We start from the raw sequence: 21866 nt of genomic DNA, 5'->3' as shown, positions 1-21866 counted from the left end.
TCAGCCCGGCCATTGACCGGGCTTTTTTCTGGGTTAGTGTTAGCGTTCAACAACGACCACAATGAAAAGGAGTTCGCCGTGCCCCGCAACCCGCTCAATATTGTCCTGCTGCTCGTCGCCACCATTCTTGTCAGCGCCTGTTCCAAACAGAGCATCTACGACAGCGCCATCGGCTGGGAGCGTTCCAGCGCCGGCCTTGAGACCGCAGAGGTAACGGTGGGCGAACTGGACATTGCTTACCTGCGCAGCAAAGAGGTTATAGAAGGTGACACCCTGGTCCTGATACACGGTTTTGGTGCCAACAAGGATAACTGGACCCGCCTCGCCAAAGAGTTCAAGGGCGAGTTCAATGTTTACGCCATCGACCTGCCCGGCCATGGCGACAGCAGCAAACCACTGGACATCGGCTACCAATTTGAAGACCAGGTGAGCTACCTGAATCAGATCCTGGCCGAACTGGGCGTAAAGCAGTTCCATATGATGGGTAACTCTATGGGCGGCGCCATCACCGCACTCTACGCCGCCACCCACCCCGAACAAGTGCGAACGGCAGTGTTGTTCGACCCGGCCGGGATCTTTGAATACGAAAGCGAGCTGGTGGATCTGGTACTGGAAGGCGACAACCCGCTGATTCCCAAAAAGAAAGGCGACTTCGATAAACTGCTGGACTTCGCCCTGGAAAAACGTCCCTTCGTGCCCTGGCCAATTTTTGACGTGATTGAAGAAAAAGCCATTGCCAACCGAGAGGTCAACGAAGTCATCTTTGCCGCCATCCGCGATACCGGCTTCGAGCCAGGCTTCCGCAGCGCCATCATCAACATCGAGGCGCCGGTACTGGTGATCTGGGGCAAGCTTGACCGGGTGATCGACTACCGTAACGCCGATGTCTTCGTAGAGACGATCCCCAACGCCCGCAAAGCTCTGCTCGACGATGTCGGTCATGCGCCGATGGTCGAGGTACCCTCCGAATCCGCGCGCCTGTTTCGCGATTTTCTGAACAACGAGCTTTGATAGTGGCATCTGCCACTACATCTGGCACCTGAAAACGGTTACGCTTGCGGGCCTATAACATGTGACGAAAGGCCAGACCCAGCGATGTACGATTCAGGTGCCAGCGAAGCAACCATGACCCAGATGACCTCCCTGCACGAGGAGCGTCTGGACAGGGTGGCCACACTCCTGGCGGAAACCGGTGCCCGGCGCGTTCTGGACCTTGGTTGCGGCTCGGGCTCCCTGCTGCACCGGTTGGCGGGCATGGCACAGTTCCAGTCAATCATCGGTCTTGAGCAATCCGGCCTGTCCCTGGGCCTGGCCAGGGACATCCTGCAACCCTGGATGGTCGAGGCCCCGGATCGCATTCAGCTTATCCGTGGCTCCTACGCCGAGCCACACCCGGCACTGGCCGGTTTTGATGCGGCCGCCATGGTCGAGACCATCGAACACGTGCAGCCCGGAGCGCTTTCCAAAGTAGAGCTTGCGGTATTTGGTCAGATGCGCCCTGCATTCTTGCTGATGACCACCCCCAACCGGGAATACAATCCATTATTCGACCTGGCCCCCGGCGAGTTCCGGGAAGAAGACCACAAGTTCGAGTGGGACCGCATGAAGTTTCGCCAATGGGCCGGCGGCGTGGCAAAGCGCAACGGTTACGAGGTGACATTCAGCGGCATTGGTGAATGGCATCCCGACGTTGGCCATCCGACACAGACTGCCGCTTTCCGCTTAAGCCGCTGACAATCTTGGGGAATTATTGGCAACGGATAACACTTAAACCAAGTGCTACTACATTTGGCACAAAAAATCGGGTAGCCTTTTGGCTCTCTTCCCAACCTCCCACAAGAACTCGTCATGCCTGAAGCCATCTGGATTACCTTCGCCTTTGTCCTCGGACTGCTTGTAAAAACGGTTGGCCTGCCGCCACTGGTAGGCTATCTGGCGGCCGGCTTTGCCTTGAGCGGCATGTCGGTGATGACGGGCATCGAGGTTGAAGAAACCTCTGTTTTGCAGCACATCGCACACCTCGGTGTTTTGCTGCTGTTATTCACCGTTGGTCTGAAACTGAAGCTCCGGTCCATCGTTAGCCCGGAGGTGATCGGCGGCAGTCTGCTGCATTTCTCGATTACCTGCCTGGTCTTCGCCCCGGGGCTCTATTGGCTGCTGGATCTGGATTGGACCACAGCGCTGATGTTGGCCATCGCCCTGTCCTTTTCCAGCACGGTTCTGGCAGCCAAGGTACTGGAGAGCAAACGGGAGCTCCGAGCATTCCACGGTCGCGTTGCCATTGGCATCCTGATCATGCAAGACCTGATCGCACTGGTGGTGATGAGTATTGCCGCCGGGAAATCACCTTCCGAGTGGGCGCTATTGGTTTTCGGCCTGCCGCTGCTCCGGCCCCTGCTGTTCAAATTGCTGGACGCCAGCGGTCACGACGAGTTGTTGATTCTGCTGGGTCTGTTGCTGGCTCTGGTCGTTGGCGGCCTGGGTTTTGAGGCGGTCGGACTCAGCTCTGAACTGGGCGCACTTATCTTCGGGGCCATGCTTGCCAACCATCCCCGATCCCAGGAACTGGCCAAATCACTGTGGAGCGTCAAAGAAATATTCCTGGTGGGCTTCTTCCTGCAAATCGGCATCGGCGGCCTGCCAGATCAGCAAGCCCTCATGTTTGCACTGGTCGCCGCCCTGGTTCTGCCGCTTAAAGGTATCCTGTTCTACTTCCTGTTGCTGCTTTTCCGTTTGCGGGCCCGCAGCAGCTTTCTGACTTCTCTGTCCCTGACCAACTACAGCGAATTTGGCCTGATCGTCGCCAGTGTGGCCCTGCCCCAATGGCTGGTGCCGCTGGCCATTACAGTCGCCCTGTCGTTCGTTTTTTCCGCTCCACTGAACCGATTTGCCCACGGCATCTACGAGCGAATCGCTCACCGCATTTCGCGTTTTGAAAGCCATACACGCCACCCGGACGAACAACCGATCTCGCTGGGTGACACCCGGATTCTGGTGATGGGGATGGGACGCACGGGCACTGCCACTTATGATTGGCTGCTGTCTCACGAGCCTCGCCTGATGGGGCTGGATTCAGACCCGGCGAAAGCGGAAACACACCAGAAGGAAGGGCGCAACGTTGTGTTCGCCGATGCCGAAGACACGACTTTCTGGGAGGGCTTGCACATGCCAGACCTGGAATCGGTGGTACTGGCCATGAACGATATAGAGGGCAAACTGATTGCGGCCCGAATGCTCCGCAAACTTGGCTTTACCGGCTACATTGTGGCACACACCCTGTACGCCGATGAGGCAGAGAAGATCCGCGAAGCCGGCGCTGACGATGCCTACTTGACCATGAGTGAAACCGGGGTGGCACTGGCAAGCCACCTGATGGAAAACACCGAGCTTCAGCCCGCGCAGGTCCGGAACCCGGTATAAACATCGCTGCGGAACGGCAGGTACGCCTGCCGGTAAGTGCCACGAATCAGATTGGATGATGTGGCACAGCTCCCGCCTTTGGTCACCTTGTGGGTGGCAAACTGCAAGGTGGACATGAACGGGTACATGTCCACTTTGAAACCGTCGTAAGGCAGGAAGTCGTTCGTGGTCCACTCCCACACTGAACCAATCATCTGCCGGCAACCAGACCGACTGTCCCCGGCGGGATGGTCGAATACCGGGTTCCGGGCCATGGTGCGGCCGTCCATATCCGCCCTTGAACGGTCCGGGACGTCATTGCCCCAGGGATAACGGCGGAACGGTTCCCCGGGCTTGTTGCCCAGCGCGGCCACTTCCCACTCATACTCGCTCGGCAGCCGTCGCCCGGCCCAATTGCAGTACCCCTCCGCTTCCCAATAGGTAACATGGGTAACCGGCGCGTCCGGCTCCAGAGCCAACCACTGGTCAAACACCCGCTCCTGCCATTGGCCATCATGCCAGCGCCAATACAACGGATGCCGGGGTGCATGCATCAGAGGCTCCTTTGCCCCGTGCACCAGACTGACATCCTGCTCAGATTCCAGCCATTTCCTGCCACCGAACGACCACAACTCCGGCCGCTGGTAACCACCATCGTCCACAAACGCTTGAAACTCCCGATTGCTCACCAGCGTGCGGCTAATGGCAAACGCCGGCAACTCAATCTCGAAGCGAGGTTTCTCGGCATCAAAGGCAAAATCGTCAGTGGAAAAATGTTTGGACTCACCAGGCATACCCATCACCCATCGCCCAGCGGGGATTTCCGCATCGCCCGTTATCGCCTCACCCGGTGCCGGCCGGTCGCCTTTGAAGTCTGCCGGCGCGGGATAACCGACCGTCTGCCGGCACCAGATCAGCGACTCGATGTGCATGTTCTGGTGGTAAATCGCGTAGCGGTAGAGATACAGCTCCCGCCCGGTCAGTTCCCGGCTCTTGATGCGCTCGGCAACCCGGTCGTAGATGGCATTGAAGTACCTGAGCGTTTCCTCACGGCCCGGGAACAGATCCCGGCGCCAGCGATCCGTGTGTTCCACATGAAAGGAATCCCAGAGGTCGTCCATCGCAGGGTTATAACTCGGCGTGCCATCCAGCAGGTTGAACACGAAGACCTCATAGAAGAACGCAGAATGCCCCATTTCCCAGAGCGGAGGGTTCACACCAGGATGGTAAGGCACATCGAGTTGCTGCTCCGGCAGCGTGCAGATCAGCTGCTCTGTGCGGGATCTGGCTAACTCTAACGCTTCCAGCAGCTGCACTCTGTTGTCTTCGTTGTCTTCGGTCACCATTCGTTCTAACTCCAAAGCGTCTCACTCCCAAAATCTGGGAAGACGTGTCGGGAAGGCCTGTCCAAAAATTTGCGGAGCCATGGATGGCGGAGCAGAAGCGCCACAGGGATGTGCCGCAAGGAGCGTTTTTTGGACAGGCCTTCCCGACACGGCTTCTTGCTCTAATGGAGGATAACAAAGAAAAAACCGCCGGGGGGCAGAAACCCGCGGCGGTTCAGTTACTATCGATACGACAGGCGCAGAAAATCAGGCCACCTCAGGCAGCCTTCTTGCGGTTGCGCCGCCAATCGGCCAGATCTTCGATCAGCTTGTAGAACAACGGCACGAAGAACAGCGCCAGGGTACTGGCGGCCAGCATACCGCCCACCACCACGGTACCGATTTCCTGACGGGAAACCGCACCCGCACCCGTGCTGAATGCCAGCGGCATGGAGCCTACGATGAAGGTCAGTGCCGTCATCATAATAGCCCGGAAACGCTGTCGCGCGGCGGTGCTGGCGGCCTCAAACGAACTCATGCCGGATTTGCGGTTCTGGGCAGCAAATTCCACGATCAGAATGGCGTTTTTCGCCGCCAGACCAATCAGCACCAACAAACCTACCTGGAAGTAGATATCGTTGGGGAAGCCTCGCAGCAAAGACGCCAGGGCAGCACCGAATACGCCGAACGGCACAGCCGTCGCCACCGCTACCGGCAAGCCCCAGCGCTCGTACTGGGCCGCCAGTATCAGGAACACCAGCAGCAGGCCCATGCCAAAGGCGAGAATGCCGGAATCGGCGGAATCCTGCAGCTGATAGGCTTCACCGGTCCAGCCCAGCAAGGTATTGCGATCAAACTGATCAGCAGCAACTGCCTGCAGGGCTGTCAGCGCATCACCGGTCGTGAAACCCGGCGCCGGGTCAGCCAGCAGTTTGGCCGCCGGATACACATTAAACCGATTCAGGATATCCGGGCCGCTGACCCGTTCCAGTTCCACCAGGGAACTCAATGGAATCATCTCGCCGTAGTTAGAACGGACAAACACCCGGCGCAGATCGTCCGGATGACTGCGGAACTCACCCTCGGACTGCAGGTTAACCTGCCAGTTACGACCCTGCAGAGTGAAGTCATTCACGTACAGGCCACCGAAGGTGCTCTGCATGGTGGTGAAGATCTGGTCGATTGGCACGCCGGCGGCCTGGGCTTTTTCCCGGTCCACGTTGGCCTGGTAGCGGGGAATGCCGGTGTCGAGAGTAACCCGCACGTTTTGCAACTCTGCCCGGGCATTGGCAGCCTGGGTGAAGTCATCGGCAATGGCCTTGATCTCAGCCGGCGTCCGACCACCCCGGGCCTGGATGTAGCCCTCGACGCCACCGGTCGTGGACAAGCCCTGAATCGGCGGCGGGGTGAAGGCAATCACGAAGGCTTCTGGCATGCCAGAACCGATGCCCATGACTTTATTGGCAATATCGGCGGCCTTCTGCCCCTCCCCTTCCCGCTCGGCCCAATCTTCCAGGGTCACGAAAGCGACGCCGCTGTTGGTGCGCAAAGCGCTTGAGATGATGTCAAAGCCGGCAAAGGACACAACGTCTTTTACTTCTGGCAACTGCATCATCTGCTCAACCAGCTGGTCTCGGGTATCAGCCGTCCGGCTCAAGGCCGACGAGGCCGGCAGCGAGTAAGCCGCCAGCACAAAGCCCTGATCTTCCTGAGGCACCAGGCCCGAGGGCATTTTGTTCAGCAGGAAGGCGGTGCCACCAATCATCGCGGCGAACAGCAGCACGCCAACAACCGCATGGCGCAGCAGCCAGTCCACCACAACGCAGAAGCCGTTGGTGAGCTTCTCAAAACCGGCATCAAACCAGCGGAATATGGTCAGCTGCTTGCCCTCATGACCCAGCAGCAGAGCGCACATTGCCGGGGTCAGCGTGAGCGCCACCACGCCTGAGATCACCACCGAGACGGCAATGGTGATGGCAAACTGCCGGTACAACTCACCACTGAGCCCGCCCAGGAAGGCCACCGGCGCGAACACGGCGACCAGCACCAGAGTGGATGAGACCACCGCACCCGATACTTGCTGAATGGTCGCCACTGCCGCGTTGTAGGAGGACATACCCTGCTCTTTAATCAGGCGCTCGGCGTTTTCCATGATGATGATAGCGTTATCCACCACCACCCCGATGGCCAGTATCAGCCCGAACAGCGTCAGCAGGTTGACCGAGAACCCAAGGGCCAGCATTCCGGCAAACGTGCCGATCAGGGATACCGGGATGGCAATCAACGGGATCAGGGTGGCGTTGAAATGTTGCAGGAACAGGAAGGTCACCAGCACCACCAGAAGCACGGCCACGATGAAGGTAGAGATCACCTCCTGAATCGAGATATCGATGAAACGGGTGGTATCGTAGGGCACGTTGTACTCCAGGCCCTCCGGGAAGCGGTCTGCGATTTCCTGCATGGCCGCATTCACCGCATCGGCAGCATCCAGCGCATTGGCGCCGGGCTGAAGATACACCCCCATAGGCACTGTAGCACCGCCATTGTAGACAGCCGCGAAGTCATAGTTCTGGGCGCCTAACTCAATACGAGCAACATCTTTCAGCCGCAGTGAGGCGCCCTGGTCATCGCTGCGCAGGATCACCTCACCAAACTCTTCCGGGCTGGTCAGGCGGCCCGGCGCTGACACACTGAAGGTAAACGCCTGCCCCTCCGGTGCCGGCTCCGCACCGATACGACCTGCGGCAAACTGGGCATTCTGGGCGCGCAGGGCAATAGCCACATCGTTCGGTGTCAGTTCGTACTGGGCCAGCTTGTCGGGCCGCAGCCACACCCGCATGGAATAATCCTGAGCTCCGAACAGTGAGGCATCACCAATGCCTGGCAAACGCACAAGTTCATCAAGCACGTTCAACAAGGCATAGTTGGAGATCTCCACCACATCCATGGTGTTGTCCGGAGACGACAGAGTAATTACCTGCAGGATCGACGTAGACCGGGCTTCCACTTTCAAACCCTGGTTGCGGACTGACTGGGGCAGGCGGGCCAGCGCTTGCTGTACCCGGTTGTTGACGTTGATGGTGGCCTGATCGGGATCGGTGCCGATCTCGAACGAGACGGTTACCCGGAAACTGCCCGCGTCAGTGGCACTGGATTCCAGGTAAATCATATTGTCTACGCCGTTGATTTCCTGCTCCAGTGGCGCCACCACCGAATCCGAGATCACATCCGCGCTGGCGCCGGGGAACCGGCCATCTACCACCACCTGGGGTGGCACCACGTTAGGGTATTGTTCAACGGGCAGCCCGACCAGAGCAAGAAGACCACCGAGAGTGATAATGATGGAAACAACCGATGCAAAGATCGGCCGGTCGATGAAGGTGCGCAGCATCAGTCTGAGCCTCCCTCATCGTCGGTATTGGTGACCTCAACCTCGGCGCCGTCGCGCAAATTCACCAGCCCGCTCACAATGTAACGATCGCCGGCATTCAGGCCATTGAGTATGATCTGCCGGCCACCACTGACAGGGCCAAGTTCAACCTCGCGCGCCCTTGCGGTGCTTTCGTCATCCACCACGTAGACCACCGGACCATTCGGCCCTTGGGTCACCGCCTTCTCCGGTATGGCGATGGTGTTTTCAAAGCTCTGCAACTCAACCCGAACCCGCACAAACTGTCCGGGCACAATCACATTCTCCGGATTACCGAAAACCGCACGAGCCGATACCGTACCGGTACGCGGGTCCAGCGTGGAGGCGGTAAAATCGATCTGCCCATCCTGCTGATATTCCTGGCCATCAGCCAGTACCAGGCGGGCAGCCACTTCCTGCTCACCGGTACCACGCATGCCTTCGCGGGCAGCCCGGCGGATGTTGGCATCGTTTTCTGGCAGCGCAAAGCGCACATGAATCGGGTCCAGTTGGACGATCGTGGTGAGCAGGGTACCGGAACTGATCAGGCTGCCCTCCGGAAAATCTTCCAGACTGGTGACACCACTGACCGGCGCCGTCACCGAGGTATAACCCAGGTCCAGATCCGCCTGGGCAACCCCGGCATTGGCGACCGCAAGACTGGCCTGGGCCAGCTCCAGTGCAGACTGGGCTGAATCCCGCTCACGCTCACTGACCGCATTGCGCTGGAATAATGAGGAAATACGGTTCCATTCACGTTCAGCCTGGCGCACGTCGGCCTCTGCGACCTGGCGCTGGGCCTGTGCTCGCTGTAAGGCCGCCTCGGCGGGCTTTCGGTCAATCCGGAACAGGGGGTCGCCTTCCTGCACCATCTGGCCTTCTTCGTACAGGCGTTCCTCAAGAATACCCTGAATACGCGCCCGCACTTCCACTTCACGGGCACCCCGTGCCCGGCCGGCATAGTCCTGGCGCACGCTTACATCGCCGGCTACGGCCCGCTCAACCACCACGGCTGCCGGCGGCATACCATCCTGCTGGCCGCTTGCATCGTCGTTGCTACAAGCGCTGAGGAAAAACAGCGAGGACAAACCTGCCACCAAAAGCCCCTTGCGGGCCGTCGACCGATGAACGTTATCAATGCGCATGGCGCGGTCTCCTGAAAACCGATTAAAAAACACAAGCGAGCCGTAACGAGCAAACGGGCCCGGGATGATACAAATTGAATAGCCCACTAAAATACATTCATTCATGTATGTATGTAAACCGGTTTCGTTTATAATCCTGGGCTTTGACACCCCGATGACAGCGATTAACCATGGCCCGCAAAACAAAAGCAGAAGCCGAAGCCACACGGGAAGCGATTCTCGATGCGGCGGAATGCGTCTTTATGGACAAAGGCGTTGCCAAAACCTCGCTAGAAGAGATTGCCCGCAAGGCCGGCGTTACCCGCGGTGCTGTGTACTGGCACTTCCGCAACAAGGCAGACATTCTGGATGCCATGCTTGAAAGGGTAAGAGCCCCTTTGGGCGAGATGATGGATGAAACCGCCGAGGCCGACCAGGGACTGGAAAGCCTGAAAAACCTGTGCATTGTGGCATTGTGCAAACTGGCTCAGGATGCACGCTATTTTCGCGTGTACATGATCCTGTTCCACCGCAACGAATCAGACCAGGCCCTCGCCAAACACCGCGACCTGGCTCGGGAAGCCACCGATTTCATCACGGACATTCTGGAGCGACCAGACAATCGGGCTCTGCTGAATCCATCACTCACACCCGCGCAAGCAGCCTACCTTCTGCACACTCAGATGCTGGGGCTGTTTTTTGACTGGCTGGCAGATCCCGAGCAATGGCCTCTGGCAGAGATGGCGCCTACCTTTGTGGATGCCTATTTTCGTGGACTGTTGGCCTAGAGCTCATCAACCCATAAAACAAAACCCCGCAAAGCCTGAGCCTTGCGGGGTTTCTGGTGGCTGGCAGGCACCGGGTGCCTGCCAAACATCCTGAACCGGTCGATTAACCGAACTGGTTCATGGTGTTGTCTTTACCACCGGCCTTCAGAGCCGCTTCACCAGCGAAGAACTCTTTGTGGTCGTCGCCGATGTTAGAACCAGCCATATCCTGGTGCTTAACGGTCGCGATACCCTGACGGATTTCCTTGCGCTGAACGCCAGCAACGTAGGCCAGCATGCCTTCGTCACCGAAGTAGCCTTTCGCCAGGTTGTCGGTAGACAGAGCCGCAGTGTGGTAAGTCGGCAGAGTGATCAGGTGATGGAACACGCCTGCTTCACGGGCTGCGTCACGCTGGAAGTTGGCAGTCCACTCGTCAGCCAGCTTGCCCAGTTCTGTGTTGTCGTATTCTTCGTTCATCAGCGCTGCGCGATCGTAGGCAGATACATCCTTGCCTTCTTCCTTCATTGCATCGAATACCTGCTGACGGAAGTTCAGGGTCCAGTTGAAGGACGGGCTGTTGTTGTAGACCAGCTTGGCGTCGGGCACCACTTCCTTGATGCGGTTAACCATGGCTGCGATCTGGCCAACGTGCGGCTTCTCGGTTTCGATCCACAGCATGTCTGCGCCGTTCTGCAGGCTGGTGATACAGTCCAGAACAACACGATCTTCACCAGAGCCCTGCTTGAAGCAGAACAGACCAGAGGCCAGGCGCTTCGGCTTCAGCAACTTGCCATTGGACTTGACCACAACGTCACCGTTCTCGATCTGGGACGCGTCGTCGATGTACTCTCCGTCCAGGAAGGCGTTGTACTGGTCACCCAGGTCGCCCGGCTCGTTGGTGACTGCGATCTGCTTGGTCAGGCCTGCACCCAGGGAGTCAGTACGGGCAACGATAACACCGTCGTCCACACCCAGTTCCAGGAACGCCAGACGAACCGCGTTGATCTTGGACAGGAAGTCGGCGTGGGGAACGGTCACTTTACCGTCCTGGTGGCCACACTGCTTCTCGTCAGATACCTGGTTTTCGATCTGGATACAGCAAGCACCGGCTTCAATCATCTGCTTGGCCAGCAGGTAGGTCGCTTCGGCGTTACCGAAACCAGCGTCGATGTCGGCAATGATCGGCACCACGTGAGTTTCGTGGTTGTCGATCTGCTTGATCAGGTCAGCAGCTTTGGCGTTGTCGCCAGCGTTTTCGGCTTCTTCCAGAGCGCGGAACAGGTGGTTCAGTTCCCATGCGTCAGCCTGACGCAGGAAGGTGTACAGCTCTGCGATCAGGCTGGAAACAGATGTTTTCTCGTGCATGGACTGGTCAGGCAGCGGGCCGAACTCGGAACGCAGAGCAGCAACCATCCATCCAGACAGGTACAGGTAACGACGCTTGGTGCTACCGAAATGCTTCTTGATGGAAATCAGCTTCTGCTGGCCGATAAAACCGTGCCAGCAACCCAGCGACTGAGTGTACTTGGAGGTATCGGCGTCGTACGCGGCCATGTCTTCACGCATGATTTTGGCGGTGTACTTGGCGATATCCAGGCCAGTCTTGAATTTGTTCTGAGCGCGCATGCGAGCCGCGTGCTTGGGATTGATGGCATTCCAGGTTGGGTTCTGCTTCAGGATGGAAGCGACTTGATCGACGTCTTGTGCGTAAGGCATGGTCTCTGTCCTTTCTACGTGAGTGTTCAAAAGGTGCGGAACCGCTGCTGCCAGGCAGCATCCGAAGCCAACCGTCTGCACAAACAAACGAGCAGAGGCTGACGTTGGGCGTTACTTTAGTGCTTTCTAATTTATAATTGAAATTTATATTATGTATTTTCGGCATTTTTCAAATGAATACCAAAAAACCGACCGAACGGCGCTGGAAGTATTCTTGAGTCTGATCATATTTGGCGCGCAGCAACATGCTATGATTCAATCACTTGATTAAAGTCACGGGTGTAAATGCCCGCGGGTTACTGAGGTATTGAGTGTTCTACGTCCGCGCTTTCGGCCATTCGCTACAGCATGCCCTGAAAAACCTGCTGCCGATCGTGGTTGTTGTTGCCTTCTTTCAATTGGCCGTGCTGCAACAGATTCCCGACAACACACTGAGCATGACCGTTGGCTTGCTGATCGTGGCTGTTGGCGTAGCGCTTTTTCTCCAGGGCCTGGAGCTGAGCATTTTTCCTGTTGGCAAAAGTTTGTCTAACCAGTTTGCCAAAAAGGGATCGTTGCCCATCCTGCTCTCTTTTGGCTTTGCCATGGGTTTTTCTGCGGTGGTCGCCGAACCGGCACTGATTGCGGTGGCCCAGCAAGCTCAGGACATCAGTGAAGGCAGGATCGACGCACTCACTCTGCGATTGCTGATTGCCACGTCCGTTGGCATGGTCATAGCGCTCGGCGTATTCCGAACCATCATGGGTTACCCGCTGCACTGGTTCATGATCGTTGGTTACATCGTCGTCGTCATCGTCACCTGGTTTGCCCCGGAAGAAATCATCGGCCTGGCCTACGATTCCGGCGGGGTCACCACCAACATTGTTACGGTACCGCTGATTGCCGCCCTTGGCATTGGTCTGGCTGCGTCCATTCGTGGCCGCAACCCGCTGACCGACGGCTTCGGCCTGGTGGCGCTGGCCGTGATGGTACCGATGATCACCGTGCAGCTTTACGGGATTGTGGTCTACAGTGGCGGAGTCTCGGACGACGCCTCGATAACGGCGTTCCATGACGACGGCGAGACCATCTCTGGCGCGCTGAAAATGCTACTGGAGCTTGCCGAGATGGTGCGGGATGTGCTGCCGATCATCCTGACCATTCTGTTTTTCCAGTACATTGTGCTCAAGCGCGGATTGTCCAATCCACGCAAGATCCTGTTCGGTTTTGTGCTGGTTATTTTTGGTCTGTACGCATTTGTGGTGGGCCTTAAAATGGGGCTGTTCCCGATCGGCACCAGCATGGCCGAACAGCTGATCGAACTGGAGCGCTTCGGCTTCATTTACCTGTTCGCTTTTTTGATCGGTTTTGCCACGACCATGGCCGAACCGGCCTTGCTGGCGGTAGGCAAACAGGCCGAAGAAGCCGCCTCCGGGCGAATCAATGGCAACACCATCCGGTTGCTGGTGGCCCTCGGCGTGGCCATCGGCATCAGCATCGGAGTGCACCGGATTATCGTCGGTGGCTCCATGCACTATTTCATTATGAGCGGCTACACAGTGGTGATTATCCTCACTGCCCTGGCACCCAAATACATCGTTGCCCTGGCTTTCGACCTGGGCGGCGTCACCACATCAGAGGTCACCGTACCTCTGGTGACAGCACTGGGCATCGGCCTGGCCACCAACATCGAAGGTCGCAACGTCCTGATTGACGGCTTCGGACTGATTGCCTTCGCTTCTATCTTTCCTATTGTTACCGTGATGCTCTACGCCATTGCCATGCAATGGCAGGCAGACCGCAGAGAGGTGCACCCATGAAATTTTCCGTCCTCGTTGCCATAGTTCCAGAAGAACAGGAGCAGGAATGCATCGACGCCGCTCGCGATCTGGGCGCCGGCGGCATTACTATCCTGTCTGGCCGCGGCATCAGCAACACCGCCAAGAAGACCTTTTTTGGTCTCACCTATGACGGCAGTCAGAGCGTGCTGATGATGGTGCTTGAAAAGGGTCTGTCGCTGCAGGTTCTGAAAGCCATCCAACACGTGTTAATGCCTGCAGAAAATGACTCACAGGGGCTGGTCTTCACCCTGCCGCTAGAACATCTGGGCGGCATAGACACATCCCAGTTCCAGAAATTTGAACAGCACTTGAAAGACAACTTCTGAGGAGCTTCACCTATGAAACTGGTCAAAGACGTGATGGTGAGCGATGTGGTTTGTGTATCTCCCTTCGCCAAGCTGAGGGAAGCCCTCAGCCTGATGAAGATGCACAATGTAAAATCCCTGGTGGTTGAAAAGCAGCACCCCAACGACGCCTATGGGCTGATCACCTACACCAATGTGCTGAAAACGGTGATTGCCGAGCAAGGTGATATCGATCTTTTGAACGTTTATGACGCCTGCGCGAAGCCGGCCATCTCCGTTGGTAAAAGCCTGGCCGTTCGTCATGTTGCCGCGCTGATGACCGAACACCGGGTCAAGCGCATTCTGGTGCTGGAAGACAACGATCTGCTGGGCTTTGTCACCATGGACGACATCATGGCGGTGCTGCTTGATCAGGTTGAATAACCTGGCAGCCGTTCAGGCGCTGCTCAGCAACACCAGCCGGTCACCCTCTTTCAGATCAAGATACTGATCACGGGGCAGGTTCATTCGCAAATGTCGGCCCCGCTCATCGGCTGCTGCCCGGAACACCCCCAAGGCAATCTCGCCGCTCTCGGCGACGATTTTTTCCAGCAACTGGAAGTCGGCACTCGCTGGCAACGGGTAATCGTGAGGATCTCGGAACTGAATCTCTGCGCCTCCGACGGTGAACAATTCATCCAGCACCACCCGCAGTTCCCGGCGCAACGCCACCTGCGCCAGCACGTGGCTCAGGATCATCGGGCTGATCAGCATTTCACTCCGGTGGCCATACAGCAGGTGCCGGTTGTCGGGATCACTGAGCTCCATGATGATCTGCGGTCGTTGCAGTGACTCCGCCAGTATATCCTCCAGTTGCAGGTAACCGACCATGGCCCGGGCATCCGCCTCTTCCCCGGACCCGATGCGGTCGCTGCTGAGCAGCATCACCGTGTCGTAGCTGGCCGGGTCGAGCTTTCTCAAGTCTTCTTCGACCATGTAATCCGCTTCCAGCAAACGGCCGTTAATTTTCTCCAGATCAACGCCGTAACGGGCAATCTCGCGCTGGCGTTCGTCCAGGGGAATCGCCGACACCATGTCCAGCTCAAAATGACGGCCGCCATAGCTGATGAACTCAGCGAACAGGCTGGGTACCCGGCGGTTCCAGCCCAGCACCAGCACGCGGTGGGTGTCAGGCTCGTTGCGCTCAGACACCGTGGCGGCACCCCGCTCGATTCTGGCCAACGGCGCGGCTTTCGGATCGGCACCGGTATGCTGGTAATCGCTGGCAAGCAGGACCACTCGGTCTTCGTGCCGAATAATCGTGTCTGACGGCGCCAGCAAATTAACTTTCCAGCCATTGCCGGCCAGCGGTTGCAGCAAGCCGAGCACGATCGCATGGGGCCTTTGGGTCGCCAGTTCTGCCAACGTCAGGCCCTCGGCGGTTTCGCCGCCACGCACAAAGATCTCATTGCCCTCGCCGGCGGTCAGCAATTCGTTGTAGACCTCGGACAAGTTGGGGTGTAGCACGTTCTGCACCATCAGCCGGCTGATGGTGACATCACCGGCCACCACTTCCACCGCACCGGGGTAGGCGCGTTCAATCACCGATAATTTGCGCATGTCCTGAATCTCGGCCACCACAAACGGCAGCGGCGCATTCAGGTGCCGGGCCTGGGCAGCAATGGATAACAGTGCCTTGACCGTTTCCACATCAGAGGTCACCAGGCTGCCGGCATCGTGCACATGGCTGGGCACAATCACCGCGGCCGCATCCAGACAGGCCACCCGGTGCAGGGCGTCGGGCTGAATGGCCGAGCCGCTGCGCAAGATGACTTCCCGGGCCCGGCGGCCCACGCCCGGCTCTTTCATCAACTCATGGAGTTGCGCCGCACTGGCTTCTTGCGCCAGCACCACCAGCCGCAACTTCTGGGTATCGTGCTTCTCCAGAAACCGCTGCATCCGGCCTGATGAGCCGAACAACTCGGCCACCAGCGGCGGTGTCTGGGGCGTCCAGCCCAGAACCACGAAGTGATTCTTCAGGGTTACCGGTGTCAGGCCCCGCTCAAGCTCTTCCATCTTGGCAATAAGCCAGCGGGTCAGGATGGCCACCAGCGTGCCCATGAACACCACGTAGCCCAGAACCGTCAGCAGGGTGGAGATGATTCGCGGCCAGGTGCCGACATCGTCACCCAGATAGCCTGGATCGGTCAGCCTCAGGAATGCCCACCACACCGCCGCCCCCGGATCGTCAAAATCGCCGCCCTGGGGCACCACCAATAACCCGCCGATCAGCGAAATCAAGCCAATAAACAATCCGACAACCAGCAGCTGAAAACCGGCGCCTTTGACCAGTTGGCGCTCCAGGATGAACTTCAGTCGATCAATAATCCGAAACGGCAGCATGTGGGGCCTTTTTTGCGATTCGTCGTTGTTGTTCATAGGATAGAACAAAGCTCTAAGGGAACGTGACCTCTGATCATGAATAACATCAACCTGCTTGCGGCCGGTTACCGCTGGATGGCGATCCTGCTGGCCATGGTCACAACAACGACCGCCGTGGCCAGCACCGCTCACCTGCCACAACCCTGGCGTGCCGATGCCGTGGTGCTTGGCCGGGATGAAGCCTACAACACCGAGCGCTTTCTGCATGAGCTGACCTTCCGGCACCGCCAGGCCTTGCCCTCGGCCACCGATAACGGCATTCGGGGCACCGGTGGCAGTGTCAGCAGCCGGCGGCTGTATTTCGACTTCCGTTTCCGGCAAGACTTTGATTTCATTGAGGGCAATAACGGCTTCTTGCTCGATATACAGCGGGGCGAAGATCTGGACGGTGCCTACCAGCGGCAACTGGTCGGCTTTCGGCAAAACCTGGGCGAGCGCACCGAACTCTGGTTGCAGGGTGACGTGTTTTCAGACAAGGCCGAATCTGACATCTACCTCAGCGCCCGTCACCACCTGACCGATCGCAGCTGGCTGCACGCCAGCCTGATTCTGCCGGATTACTATTTCAACGACAAAACCGACAGCTCCGACCGGTTTGCCAAAGCGCCCAGATCCTGGTTTTTGCAAGGGCACCGGCAGGGCGAGACAGCGACCGAAGGTACGACCGTCTCGATCAATCTGTCACCCGATGCCCGCCTCGTCAGCCAGCAGCAGGCCCTGACGGTCAGCAGCGAAAGCCAGCGGGCCGCCATCACGCACCGGCAAAGATCCGGCGATTGGTTGCTTGGTGTGCATCTTGAAGGCGAGCGCACGCGCCGGAACTACTGGCTGCAGGAGCCGGACGCGGAGGCCGCGACCGCATTTGACCGAAACCATGTTCAGGCCCGGGGCACCGCAACCCTGACCAGCCACCAGCTGTCGCCAACCGCCGGACTGGCCTGGCTGCACCTGGACGAAACCGGTTTTTTCGGGCGCGAGCTGAATGATCAGGGCAAGATTCGGCGCCGGGAGCCAACCGTGTTCGGAGAGGTCACTTTCAACCTGACGCCCAGCACCACATTGAGCCCCGGCGTTTACCTGAGTGCCCCGAACATCCGGCAATCGTTTGAGCAGGGCAAAGACCGCAGGCACACCGGATTGACCGGCAAGCTGGCACTACCCATCGCAACCCGGCTATCGGCCACCGACCAGGCGGTGTTAACGCTGAACCCGACCTTTTACCTGCACAAAGTCGGCTTTGGCGGGGGCAACCTGCAACTGCACTGGCCCCTGTAGGCTTACAGCATCTGCGGTGCTGTATGCCGGGCCGAGACCGTCGTGAGCGCCGCGTCCAGGGTTGGGTAGAAGCTGCTGACACCCGGTTCCGGCGTGAGCCCGGCCCGGGCCAGGGTCCGCAGTGGCTGGAATTGCAGGTCGGCAATCACCACTTCGGTACCGGTTTTCCGGCAACGGTCAATCAGCTTGTTGAGCGCCGCCAGACCGCCGGCATCCAGCACTGTGACACCGTCCATATACAACACGAAGCCCCGGGTTTGCTGTGACAACTCGGCCAGCTCGCCAAATACTCGATCCGCAGCGGCGAAGAACATCGGGCCATTTATTTTGAACACCCGCCAGTCCGACGGCAACGCGACCTGCCGCACCCGCTTGCTGTCGGTGATGTCGGTGACCTTGGTCATTTGCGCCATTTCCCGCATGAACAGCACGGCGGCGAGCAGAACGCCGGTGGTGATGGCAATCACCATATCCAGCGCGATGGTCAGACCAAAGCAGGTCAGAAACACCAGCACGTCACTGCGGGGCGCGGTTTTCAGCAAATGCACGGCCTTGGGCGCTTCGCTCATGTTCCAGGCCACCATGACCAGAAGGGCGGCCATGGCGGGCATGGGCAGATACGCGAGAATGCCCGCCAGCGACACCAGCGCCAGCAACACCACCAGCGCGTGGATCATTCCGGCCACCGGCGTCTCGGCGCCGGCCCGGTAATTGGCGGCCGAGCGGGCGATGGCCGCGGTGGCGGTGATACCGCCGAAGAACGGCACCAGGATGTTGCCGATGCCCTGCCCCATCAGTTCACTGTTGGCGCTGTGGCGCTTGCCGGTCATGCCGTCCAGCACCACCGCGCACAGCAGGGATTCAATGGCACCAAGCATGGCAATGGCAAAGGCGGCCGGCAGCAGTGCCTGAATCAGGCTCCAGGAAAATCCAACGGGCTCGCCCTGCGCGTTCAGTTGCTGCCAGGGCCAGACAAATTCCGGCAAGAATGGCGGAATGCCCGCTCCGGTACTGCCGTCCGGCAACAGATAACTGAACCGGGAACCGATGGTATCGATGCCGGCGCCGCCGGCATTGAGCCAGATCGCCAGCAGGCTGCCGATGATCACCGCCGGCAGATGCGGTGGCACCGGGGTTCGCAACCGGGGCCAGAGCAACATCACTGCCAGAGTAACGGCCGCCACCAGCGTGCTCATGGCGTCCAGCGCCGGTAACTGCTGGGCCAGCACCGCCAGCTTATCCCAATAGTGCTCCGGCATGGTTTCGACCGACAAACCGAAGAAATCTTTCAACTGCAGGGTGGCAATCACCACCGCGATGCCGCCGGTAAACCCCAGAGTAACGGATTCCGGGATATACTCGATAAAGCGGCCCAGGCGCATCAGCGCCATGATCACCAGCAACACGCCAGACATCAACGTGGCCAGCAGCAAACCGCCAAGCCCGTAACTCTGGGCAATGGGGTAAAGGATCACCACGAACGCGGCGGTGGGGCCAGAGATGCTGTAACGGCTGCCGCCAAACAGGGCAATCACAAACCCCCCAATAAAGGCGGTATACAGGCCATACTGGGGGGCGACACCACTGGCAATGGCCAGCGCCATGGCCAGGGGAATGGCAATGATGCCCACGGTCATGCCTGCCATCAGGTCTTTCAGGAAGCGACTACCGGTGTAGCGCTCATCTATGCAGGCTTCACGAAAAGCGTGGGCGACCCTCAGAGAAAACAGATGAGCGCGATGCGACATAAAACGTTTCCCGGTTGCGACGATGACTCAGTCATTATATGCTCATGGAAATTACATTCAATGTTAACCTGATTAACATGCCATGAGCACTGATACTTATGACCAAGGAAAACCGAACCGCCCGATTGACACTGCTGATCGATCCGGAAAAAAAAGCGGTCTTTGAGGAACTGTGCAAGGCCGAGGATGTCACGCCTTCGCAGAAAGTCCGCCAGTTTATTCGTGAGTATGTCGAACAAAAGCTGGGCCCGGACTGGCGCGAACAACGCACCCAACAATCTGACTGAGCACCTGGCCTATGGCTTCGATCAAACATCTCCTGGCACCACTGACAACGGCAGGATTTGCTGCCCTCACCGGCTGCGCCCAGCTGCCAGCTCAGTCTGCGGCGGACATCACGGAGCCTACAAGCCTGTACGATCGGGTCCTGATCGACAGCCCGAGCGCCCAGCCGGTCAGCCTGAGCACGCTGGCCGAACAGCTGGCGCCTGCGGATGTGGTGGTCATTGGTGAATACCATGGTCATCAGGCGTCACACCTGCTACAGGCCCGCCTGCAGCAGCAGCTACACCGCATCAACGGCAGCCAGGTATTGACCCTGGAGCAGTTCACTATAGACCACCAGCCCGCGCTGGATGACTATCTGGCCGGCATCACCGGCGAAACCGAAATGCTGGAAGACGCCCAGGCCTGGGACAATTACCGGGGCTCTTACCGGCCGCTGGTGGAATACGCCCGCCGTCATAACCTGCCGGTGATAGCTGCCAACGCGCCGGCTGAGGTGGTCCGATGTGTCGGTCGCACCGGCCAGGGCTATATGGACAAGTTACCGGCTGAGCAGCGTTTGTCCCTGCCGGAACAGCCGTTCCTGGACACCCCGGCCTATCGGAAAAAGTTCGAGACAGCGATCAGTGGCAGCCACGGCACCGGCGATCCGGCCATGGCCGAACGTATGGATAATACCTACAAGGCCCAGCTGCTGCGGGACAACACCATGGCCATGCGCATTTTGCAGGCCAGGGATCACTACCCGGAGCACCAGATTGTGCACCTGACCGGCACCTTTCACAGTGAAGAGCGGCTCGGTACGGTCGCGCTGCTTGCGCACCACGCGCCGGATCTGTCCGTAGCGGTGATCAGTCCGGTATTCTGGCCCGCAGATTCACCAGCGCCACTGGCGGGCAATCTGGACAAAGGCGACTATCTGTATCTGATCCAGCCCCTGCCGCCGGAATTCCGGGATAGCGATCGCCAGCGCAGCGCCATGCAAGAACGTTTCAGCAGCCGTCCGGACATCGACTGCAACACCGGAGAATGATCCGGGCCCGAACCGGAGGCTGCCCGCTACTGGGTTTGCACCATCTCGTCGGTAACCTGATAGTCCCCGGCCAGCCAGCGCAGGATCTCGTTGGCGGCCGGGTGATCAAAGCCATCGTAGGTGTGGATCAGCGCCTGCTTGCGTTCGGCACTGATCCGCTCCAGACCGGCATCCTGCAGCGTCAGTAAATCCTTATGCAGTTGATTGCCCAGATCAACGCCCAGCAACTCCCGCGCGGCGTGGTGAAACGCCTTGCCGTACTGGTAGTTCGGCCCCAACCGGTAGGACTCTGCCAGGGTCAGCGCGGGGATAGAGGTCAGGGCCGGCTGCAGCGCAGGATTGATGGCATGGCCCGACAGGTGCGCCGCATTGGCGGCCGGGCGCCCGGTAAAAGCACGTAGGTGCAGGTGCCGGGACATCCGGTCGCCGTCGTTGACCGGGTAGTTGTCCCACAACACCGGCTTGCGGCCCAGACGGTCGGCCACCCGTTTCAGGTGGCCGGGCGAGATTTCCCGTGAACACACTTCCTCACCGGTCCAGAACACCCGCACTTCCTTCGGCAACCCGGCGCCCAGGGTTTCGAGGTAATCGGCGGGCCGCTCCCCAAACACCCTGTCGAGCACCGGATCATCAGAATAGTAGGTCGGGCAGACACTGATCGTCGAGGCACCGCTGTGGTCCCTGATCCAGCAGACAATATCAGCCTGGGTGCTGGCCAGCGCCGGATTGTCGGAGCGCATGTCATCAAACAGGATCGCCAACTCCTGGATGCCAATCCGGTCCAGCGCCTTGAGCTTGGTCGCCAGCGCCTGCCGGGCGGCATCGTCAAACTGATTAAAGATCTCAAACGGGCTCAGGCCCACGCCAAAGCGCACGCCCTGGCGCCGGCACAAGCGGGAAAAAGCCTCCAGTTCCGTCGCCTGATCGGCCGGATGGGGTTCCTGCCAGCGCCGCCGCAGATAGGGATCGGCCTTGGGCGCATAGATGTAGAAGCCATAACCATGGGCTGCCAGCAGGGTCAGCAAATGATGCCGCTCCGGCCAAGTCCACATCGGCCCGTAAAACCCCTCGATCACTCCAAGTTCAACCGTCATCGCCTGCTCGCTCCCTGATCAATCTGTTCCTTCATCATAGAGCCATCTTCAAGAATTATCTCAACCCGCCGGTTTCGGGCTCGCCCCTGCTCGGTATCGTTGCGGTTCAGCGGGCGCGTATCGGCATAGCCAGCCGCCAGCAGC

General features: G+C 58.8%; 17 protein-coding genes. 10 read left to right on the top strand and 7 right to left on the bottom strand.

The genetic code is table 11. The features are described from left to right. The first annotated feature begins 78 nt into the window (after nucleotides 1-78). From IBX51_RS10610 to IBX51_RS10600, 3 genes are all read left to right on the top strand, one after another. Nucleotides 79-1011, top strand: coding sequence for an alpha/beta hydrolase (locus IBX51_RS10610; protein ID WP_291831194.1), 933 nt, complete (start codon nucleotides 79-81; stop codon nucleotides 1009-1011). 84 nt (nucleotides 1012-1095) lie between these two features. After that, the gene (locus tag IBX51_RS10605; protein ID WP_291831192.1) at nucleotides 1096-1734 is read left to right on the top strand and encodes a methyltransferase domain-containing protein; all 639 of its coding nucleotides are present in this window, start codon (nucleotides 1096-1098) and stop codon (nucleotides 1732-1734) included. A gap of 114 nt (nucleotides 1735-1848) precedes the next feature. Beyond that, nucleotides 1849-3420, top strand: a complete 1572-nt coding sequence (locus IBX51_RS10600; RefSeq protein WP_291831191.1) for a cation:proton antiporter family protein — start codon at nucleotides 1849-1851, stop codon at nucleotides 3418-3420. Here IBX51_RS10600 and senA read toward each other — a convergent pair. The 3 genes from senA to IBX51_RS10585 all read right to left on the bottom strand — a co-directional run bounded on the left by senA (nucleotide 3390) and on the right by IBX51_RS10585 (nucleotide 9278). Further along, the gene (senA, locus tag IBX51_RS10595; RefSeq protein WP_291831190.1) at nucleotides 3390-4745 is read right to left on the bottom strand and encodes a selenoneine synthase SenA; all 1356 of its coding nucleotides are present in this window, start codon (nucleotides 4743-4745) and stop codon (nucleotides 3390-3392) included. The two genes, IBX51_RS10600 and senA, sit on opposite strands and share 31 nt — an antisense overlap. Nucleotides 4746-5001: 256 nt before the next feature. Beyond that, nucleotides 5002-8115 (bottom strand): efflux RND transporter permease subunit, encoded by a 3114-nt coding sequence (locus IBX51_RS10590; protein ID WP_291831189.1) that lies wholly within the window; start codon nucleotides 8113-8115, stop codon nucleotides 5002-5004. Beyond that, nucleotides 8115-9278 (bottom strand): efflux RND transporter periplasmic adaptor subunit, encoded by a 1164-nt coding sequence (locus tag IBX51_RS10585; protein ID WP_291831188.1) that lies wholly within the window; start codon nucleotides 9276-9278, stop codon nucleotides 8115-8117. The genes IBX51_RS10590 and IBX51_RS10585 overlap by 1 nt, the downstream gene beginning before the upstream one ends. Before the next feature lie 170 nt (nucleotides 9279-9448). Here IBX51_RS10585 and IBX51_RS10580 point away from each other — a divergent pair, with 170 nt between their 5' ends. Further along, on the top strand, nucleotides 9449-10045 hold the full coding sequence (locus IBX51_RS10580) for a TetR family transcriptional regulator (protein ID WP_291831187.1): 597 nt from the start codon (nucleotides 9449-9451) through the stop codon (nucleotides 10043-10045). Nucleotides 10046-10148: 103 nt separating this feature from the next. Here IBX51_RS10580 and IBX51_RS10575 read toward each other — a convergent pair whose 3' ends face one another. Continuing rightward, a complete protein-coding gene (locus IBX51_RS10575; protein WP_291831186.1) occupies nucleotides 10149-11741 on the bottom strand; it encodes an isocitrate lyase in 1593 nt (530 codons plus the stop codon). Between the two features lie 311 nt (nucleotides 11742-12052). Between IBX51_RS10575 and IBX51_RS10570 the strand changes: the two genes are divergently transcribed. From IBX51_RS10570 to IBX51_RS10560, 3 genes are read left to right on the top strand one after another with little or no spacing between them, the layout of a single operon-like run. After that, on the top strand, nucleotides 12053-13540 hold the full coding sequence (locus IBX51_RS10570) for a DUF1538 domain-containing protein (protein ID WP_291831185.1): 1488 nt from the start codon (nucleotides 12053-12055) through the stop codon (nucleotides 13538-13540). Next, the gene (locus IBX51_RS10565) at nucleotides 13537-13887 is read left to right on the top strand and encodes a transcriptional regulator (protein WP_291831184.1); all 351 of its coding nucleotides are present in this window, start codon (nucleotides 13537-13539) and stop codon (nucleotides 13885-13887) included. The genes IBX51_RS10570 and IBX51_RS10565 overlap by 4 nt, the downstream gene beginning before the upstream one ends. A gap of 12 nt (nucleotides 13888-13899) precedes the next feature. Continuing rightward, nucleotides 13900-14289: a CBS domain-containing protein gene (locus IBX51_RS10560; protein ID WP_291831183.1), complete on the top strand. Its 390-nt coding sequence runs from the start codon at nucleotides 13900-13902 to the stop codon at nucleotides 14287-14289. Between the two features lie 12 nt (nucleotides 14290-14301). Here the strand turns inward: IBX51_RS10560 and IBX51_RS10555 are convergent, their stop codons facing one another. Continuing rightward, nucleotides 14302-16248, bottom strand: coding sequence for an ion channel DMI1 (locus IBX51_RS10555; RefSeq protein WP_291831193.1), 1947 nt, complete (start codon nucleotides 16246-16248; stop codon nucleotides 14302-14304). A gap of 75 nt (nucleotides 16249-16323) precedes the next feature. On the opposite strand from IBX51_RS10555, the gene IBX51_RS10550 reads away from it, so the two are divergent. Further along, nucleotides 16324-17562 carry a hypothetical protein gene (locus tag IBX51_RS10550; protein ID WP_291831182.1) on the top strand — a complete coding sequence of 413 codons (1239 nt, stop codon included), beginning with the start codon at nucleotides 16324-16326 and terminating at the stop codon, nucleotides 17560-17562. 2 nt (nucleotides 17563-17564) lie between these two features. Here IBX51_RS10550 and dauA read toward each other — a convergent pair whose 3' ends face one another. Further along, on the bottom strand, nucleotides 17565-19310 hold the full coding sequence (gene dauA, locus IBX51_RS10545; RefSeq protein WP_291831181.1) for a C4-dicarboxylic acid transporter DauA: 1746 nt from the start codon (nucleotides 19308-19310) through the stop codon (nucleotides 17565-17567). Nucleotides 19311-19408: 98 nt separating this feature from the next. Here dauA and IBX51_RS10540 point away from each other — a divergent pair, with 98 nt between their 5' ends. Then, nucleotides 19409-19597, top strand: a complete 189-nt coding sequence (locus IBX51_RS10540) for a CopG family transcriptional regulator (protein ID WP_291831180.1) — start codon at nucleotides 19409-19411, stop codon at nucleotides 19595-19597. 11 nt (nucleotides 19598-19608) lie between these two features. Further along, nucleotides 19609-20628 carry a ChaN family lipoprotein gene (locus IBX51_RS10535; protein ID WP_291831179.1) on the top strand — a complete coding sequence of 340 codons (1020 nt, stop codon included), beginning with the start codon at nucleotides 19609-19611 and terminating at the stop codon, nucleotides 20626-20628. Nucleotides 20629-20654: 26 nt separating this feature from the next. Here the strand turns inward: IBX51_RS10535 and IBX51_RS10530 are convergent, their stop codons facing one another. Beyond that, on the bottom strand, nucleotides 20655-21722 hold the full coding sequence (locus IBX51_RS10530) for a beta-N-acetylglucosaminidase domain-containing protein (protein WP_291831178.1): 1068 nt from the start codon (nucleotides 21720-21722) through the stop codon (nucleotides 20655-20657). Nucleotides 21723-21866: the final 144 nt, after the last annotated feature.

It is taken from the genome of Marinobacter sp. (assembly GCF_014859525.1).
GTDB lineage: Bacteria > Pseudomonadota > Gammaproteobacteria > Pseudomonadales > Oleiphilaceae > Marinobacter.
The sequence above is the reverse complement of the archived record's forward strand: the minus strand, read 5'-3'. Positions and strand labels throughout refer to the sequence as shown.

Bases quoted from the DNA above. Each gene is read 5' to 3' on its own strand.
- IBX51_RS10605 (WP_291831192.1), top strand. From the start codon at position 1,096: ATGTACGATTCAGGTGCCAGCGAAGCAACCATGACCCAGATGACCTCC.
- IBX51_RS10600 (WP_291831191.1), top strand. From the start codon at position 1,849: ATGCCTGAAGCCATCTGGATTACCTTCGCCTTTGTCCTCGGACTGCTT.
- senA (WP_291831190.1), bottom strand. From the start codon at position 4,745: ATGGTGACCGAAGACAACGAAGACAACAGAGTGCAGCTGCTGGAAGCG.
- IBX51_RS10590 (WP_291831189.1), bottom strand. From the start codon at position 8,115: ATGCTGCGCACCTTCATCGACCGGCCGATCTTTGCATCGGTTGTTTCC.
- IBX51_RS10585 (WP_291831188.1), bottom strand. From the start codon at position 9,278: ATGCGCATTGATAACGTTCATCGGTCGACGGCCCGCAAGGGGCTTTTG.
- IBX51_RS10580 (WP_291831187.1), top strand. From the start codon at position 9,449: ATGGCCCGCAAAACAAAAGCAGAAGCCGAAGCCACACGGGAAGCGATT.
- IBX51_RS10575 (WP_291831186.1), bottom strand. From the start codon at position 11,741: ATGCCTTACGCACAAGACGTCGATCAAGTCGCTTCCATCCTGAAGCAG.
- IBX51_RS10565 (WP_291831184.1), top strand. From the start codon at position 13,537: ATGAAATTTTCCGTCCTCGTTGCCATAGTTCCAGAAGAACAGGAGCAG.
- IBX51_RS10560 (WP_291831183.1), top strand. From the start codon at position 13,900: ATGAAACTGGTCAAAGACGTGATGGTGAGCGATGTGGTTTGTGTATCT.
- IBX51_RS10555 (WP_291831193.1), bottom strand. From the start codon at position 16,248: ATGCTGCCGTTTCGGATTATTGATCGACTGAAGTTCATCCTGGAGCGC.
- IBX51_RS10550 (WP_291831182.1), top strand. From the start codon at position 16,324: ATGAATAACATCAACCTGCTTGCGGCCGGTTACCGCTGGATGGCGATC.
- dauA (WP_291831181.1), bottom strand. From the start codon at position 19,310: ATGTCGCATCGCGCTCATCTGTTTTCTCTGAGGGTCGCCCACGCTTTT.
- IBX51_RS10540 (WP_291831180.1), top strand. From the start codon at position 19,409: ATGACCAAGGAAAACCGAACCGCCCGATTGACACTGCTGATCGATCCG.
- IBX51_RS10535 (WP_291831179.1), top strand. From the start codon at position 19,609: ATGGCTTCGATCAAACATCTCCTGGCACCACTGACAACGGCAGGATTT.
- IBX51_RS10530 (WP_291831178.1), bottom strand. From the start codon at position 21,722: ATGACGGTTGAACTTGGAGTGATCGAGGGGTTTTACGGGCCGATGTGG.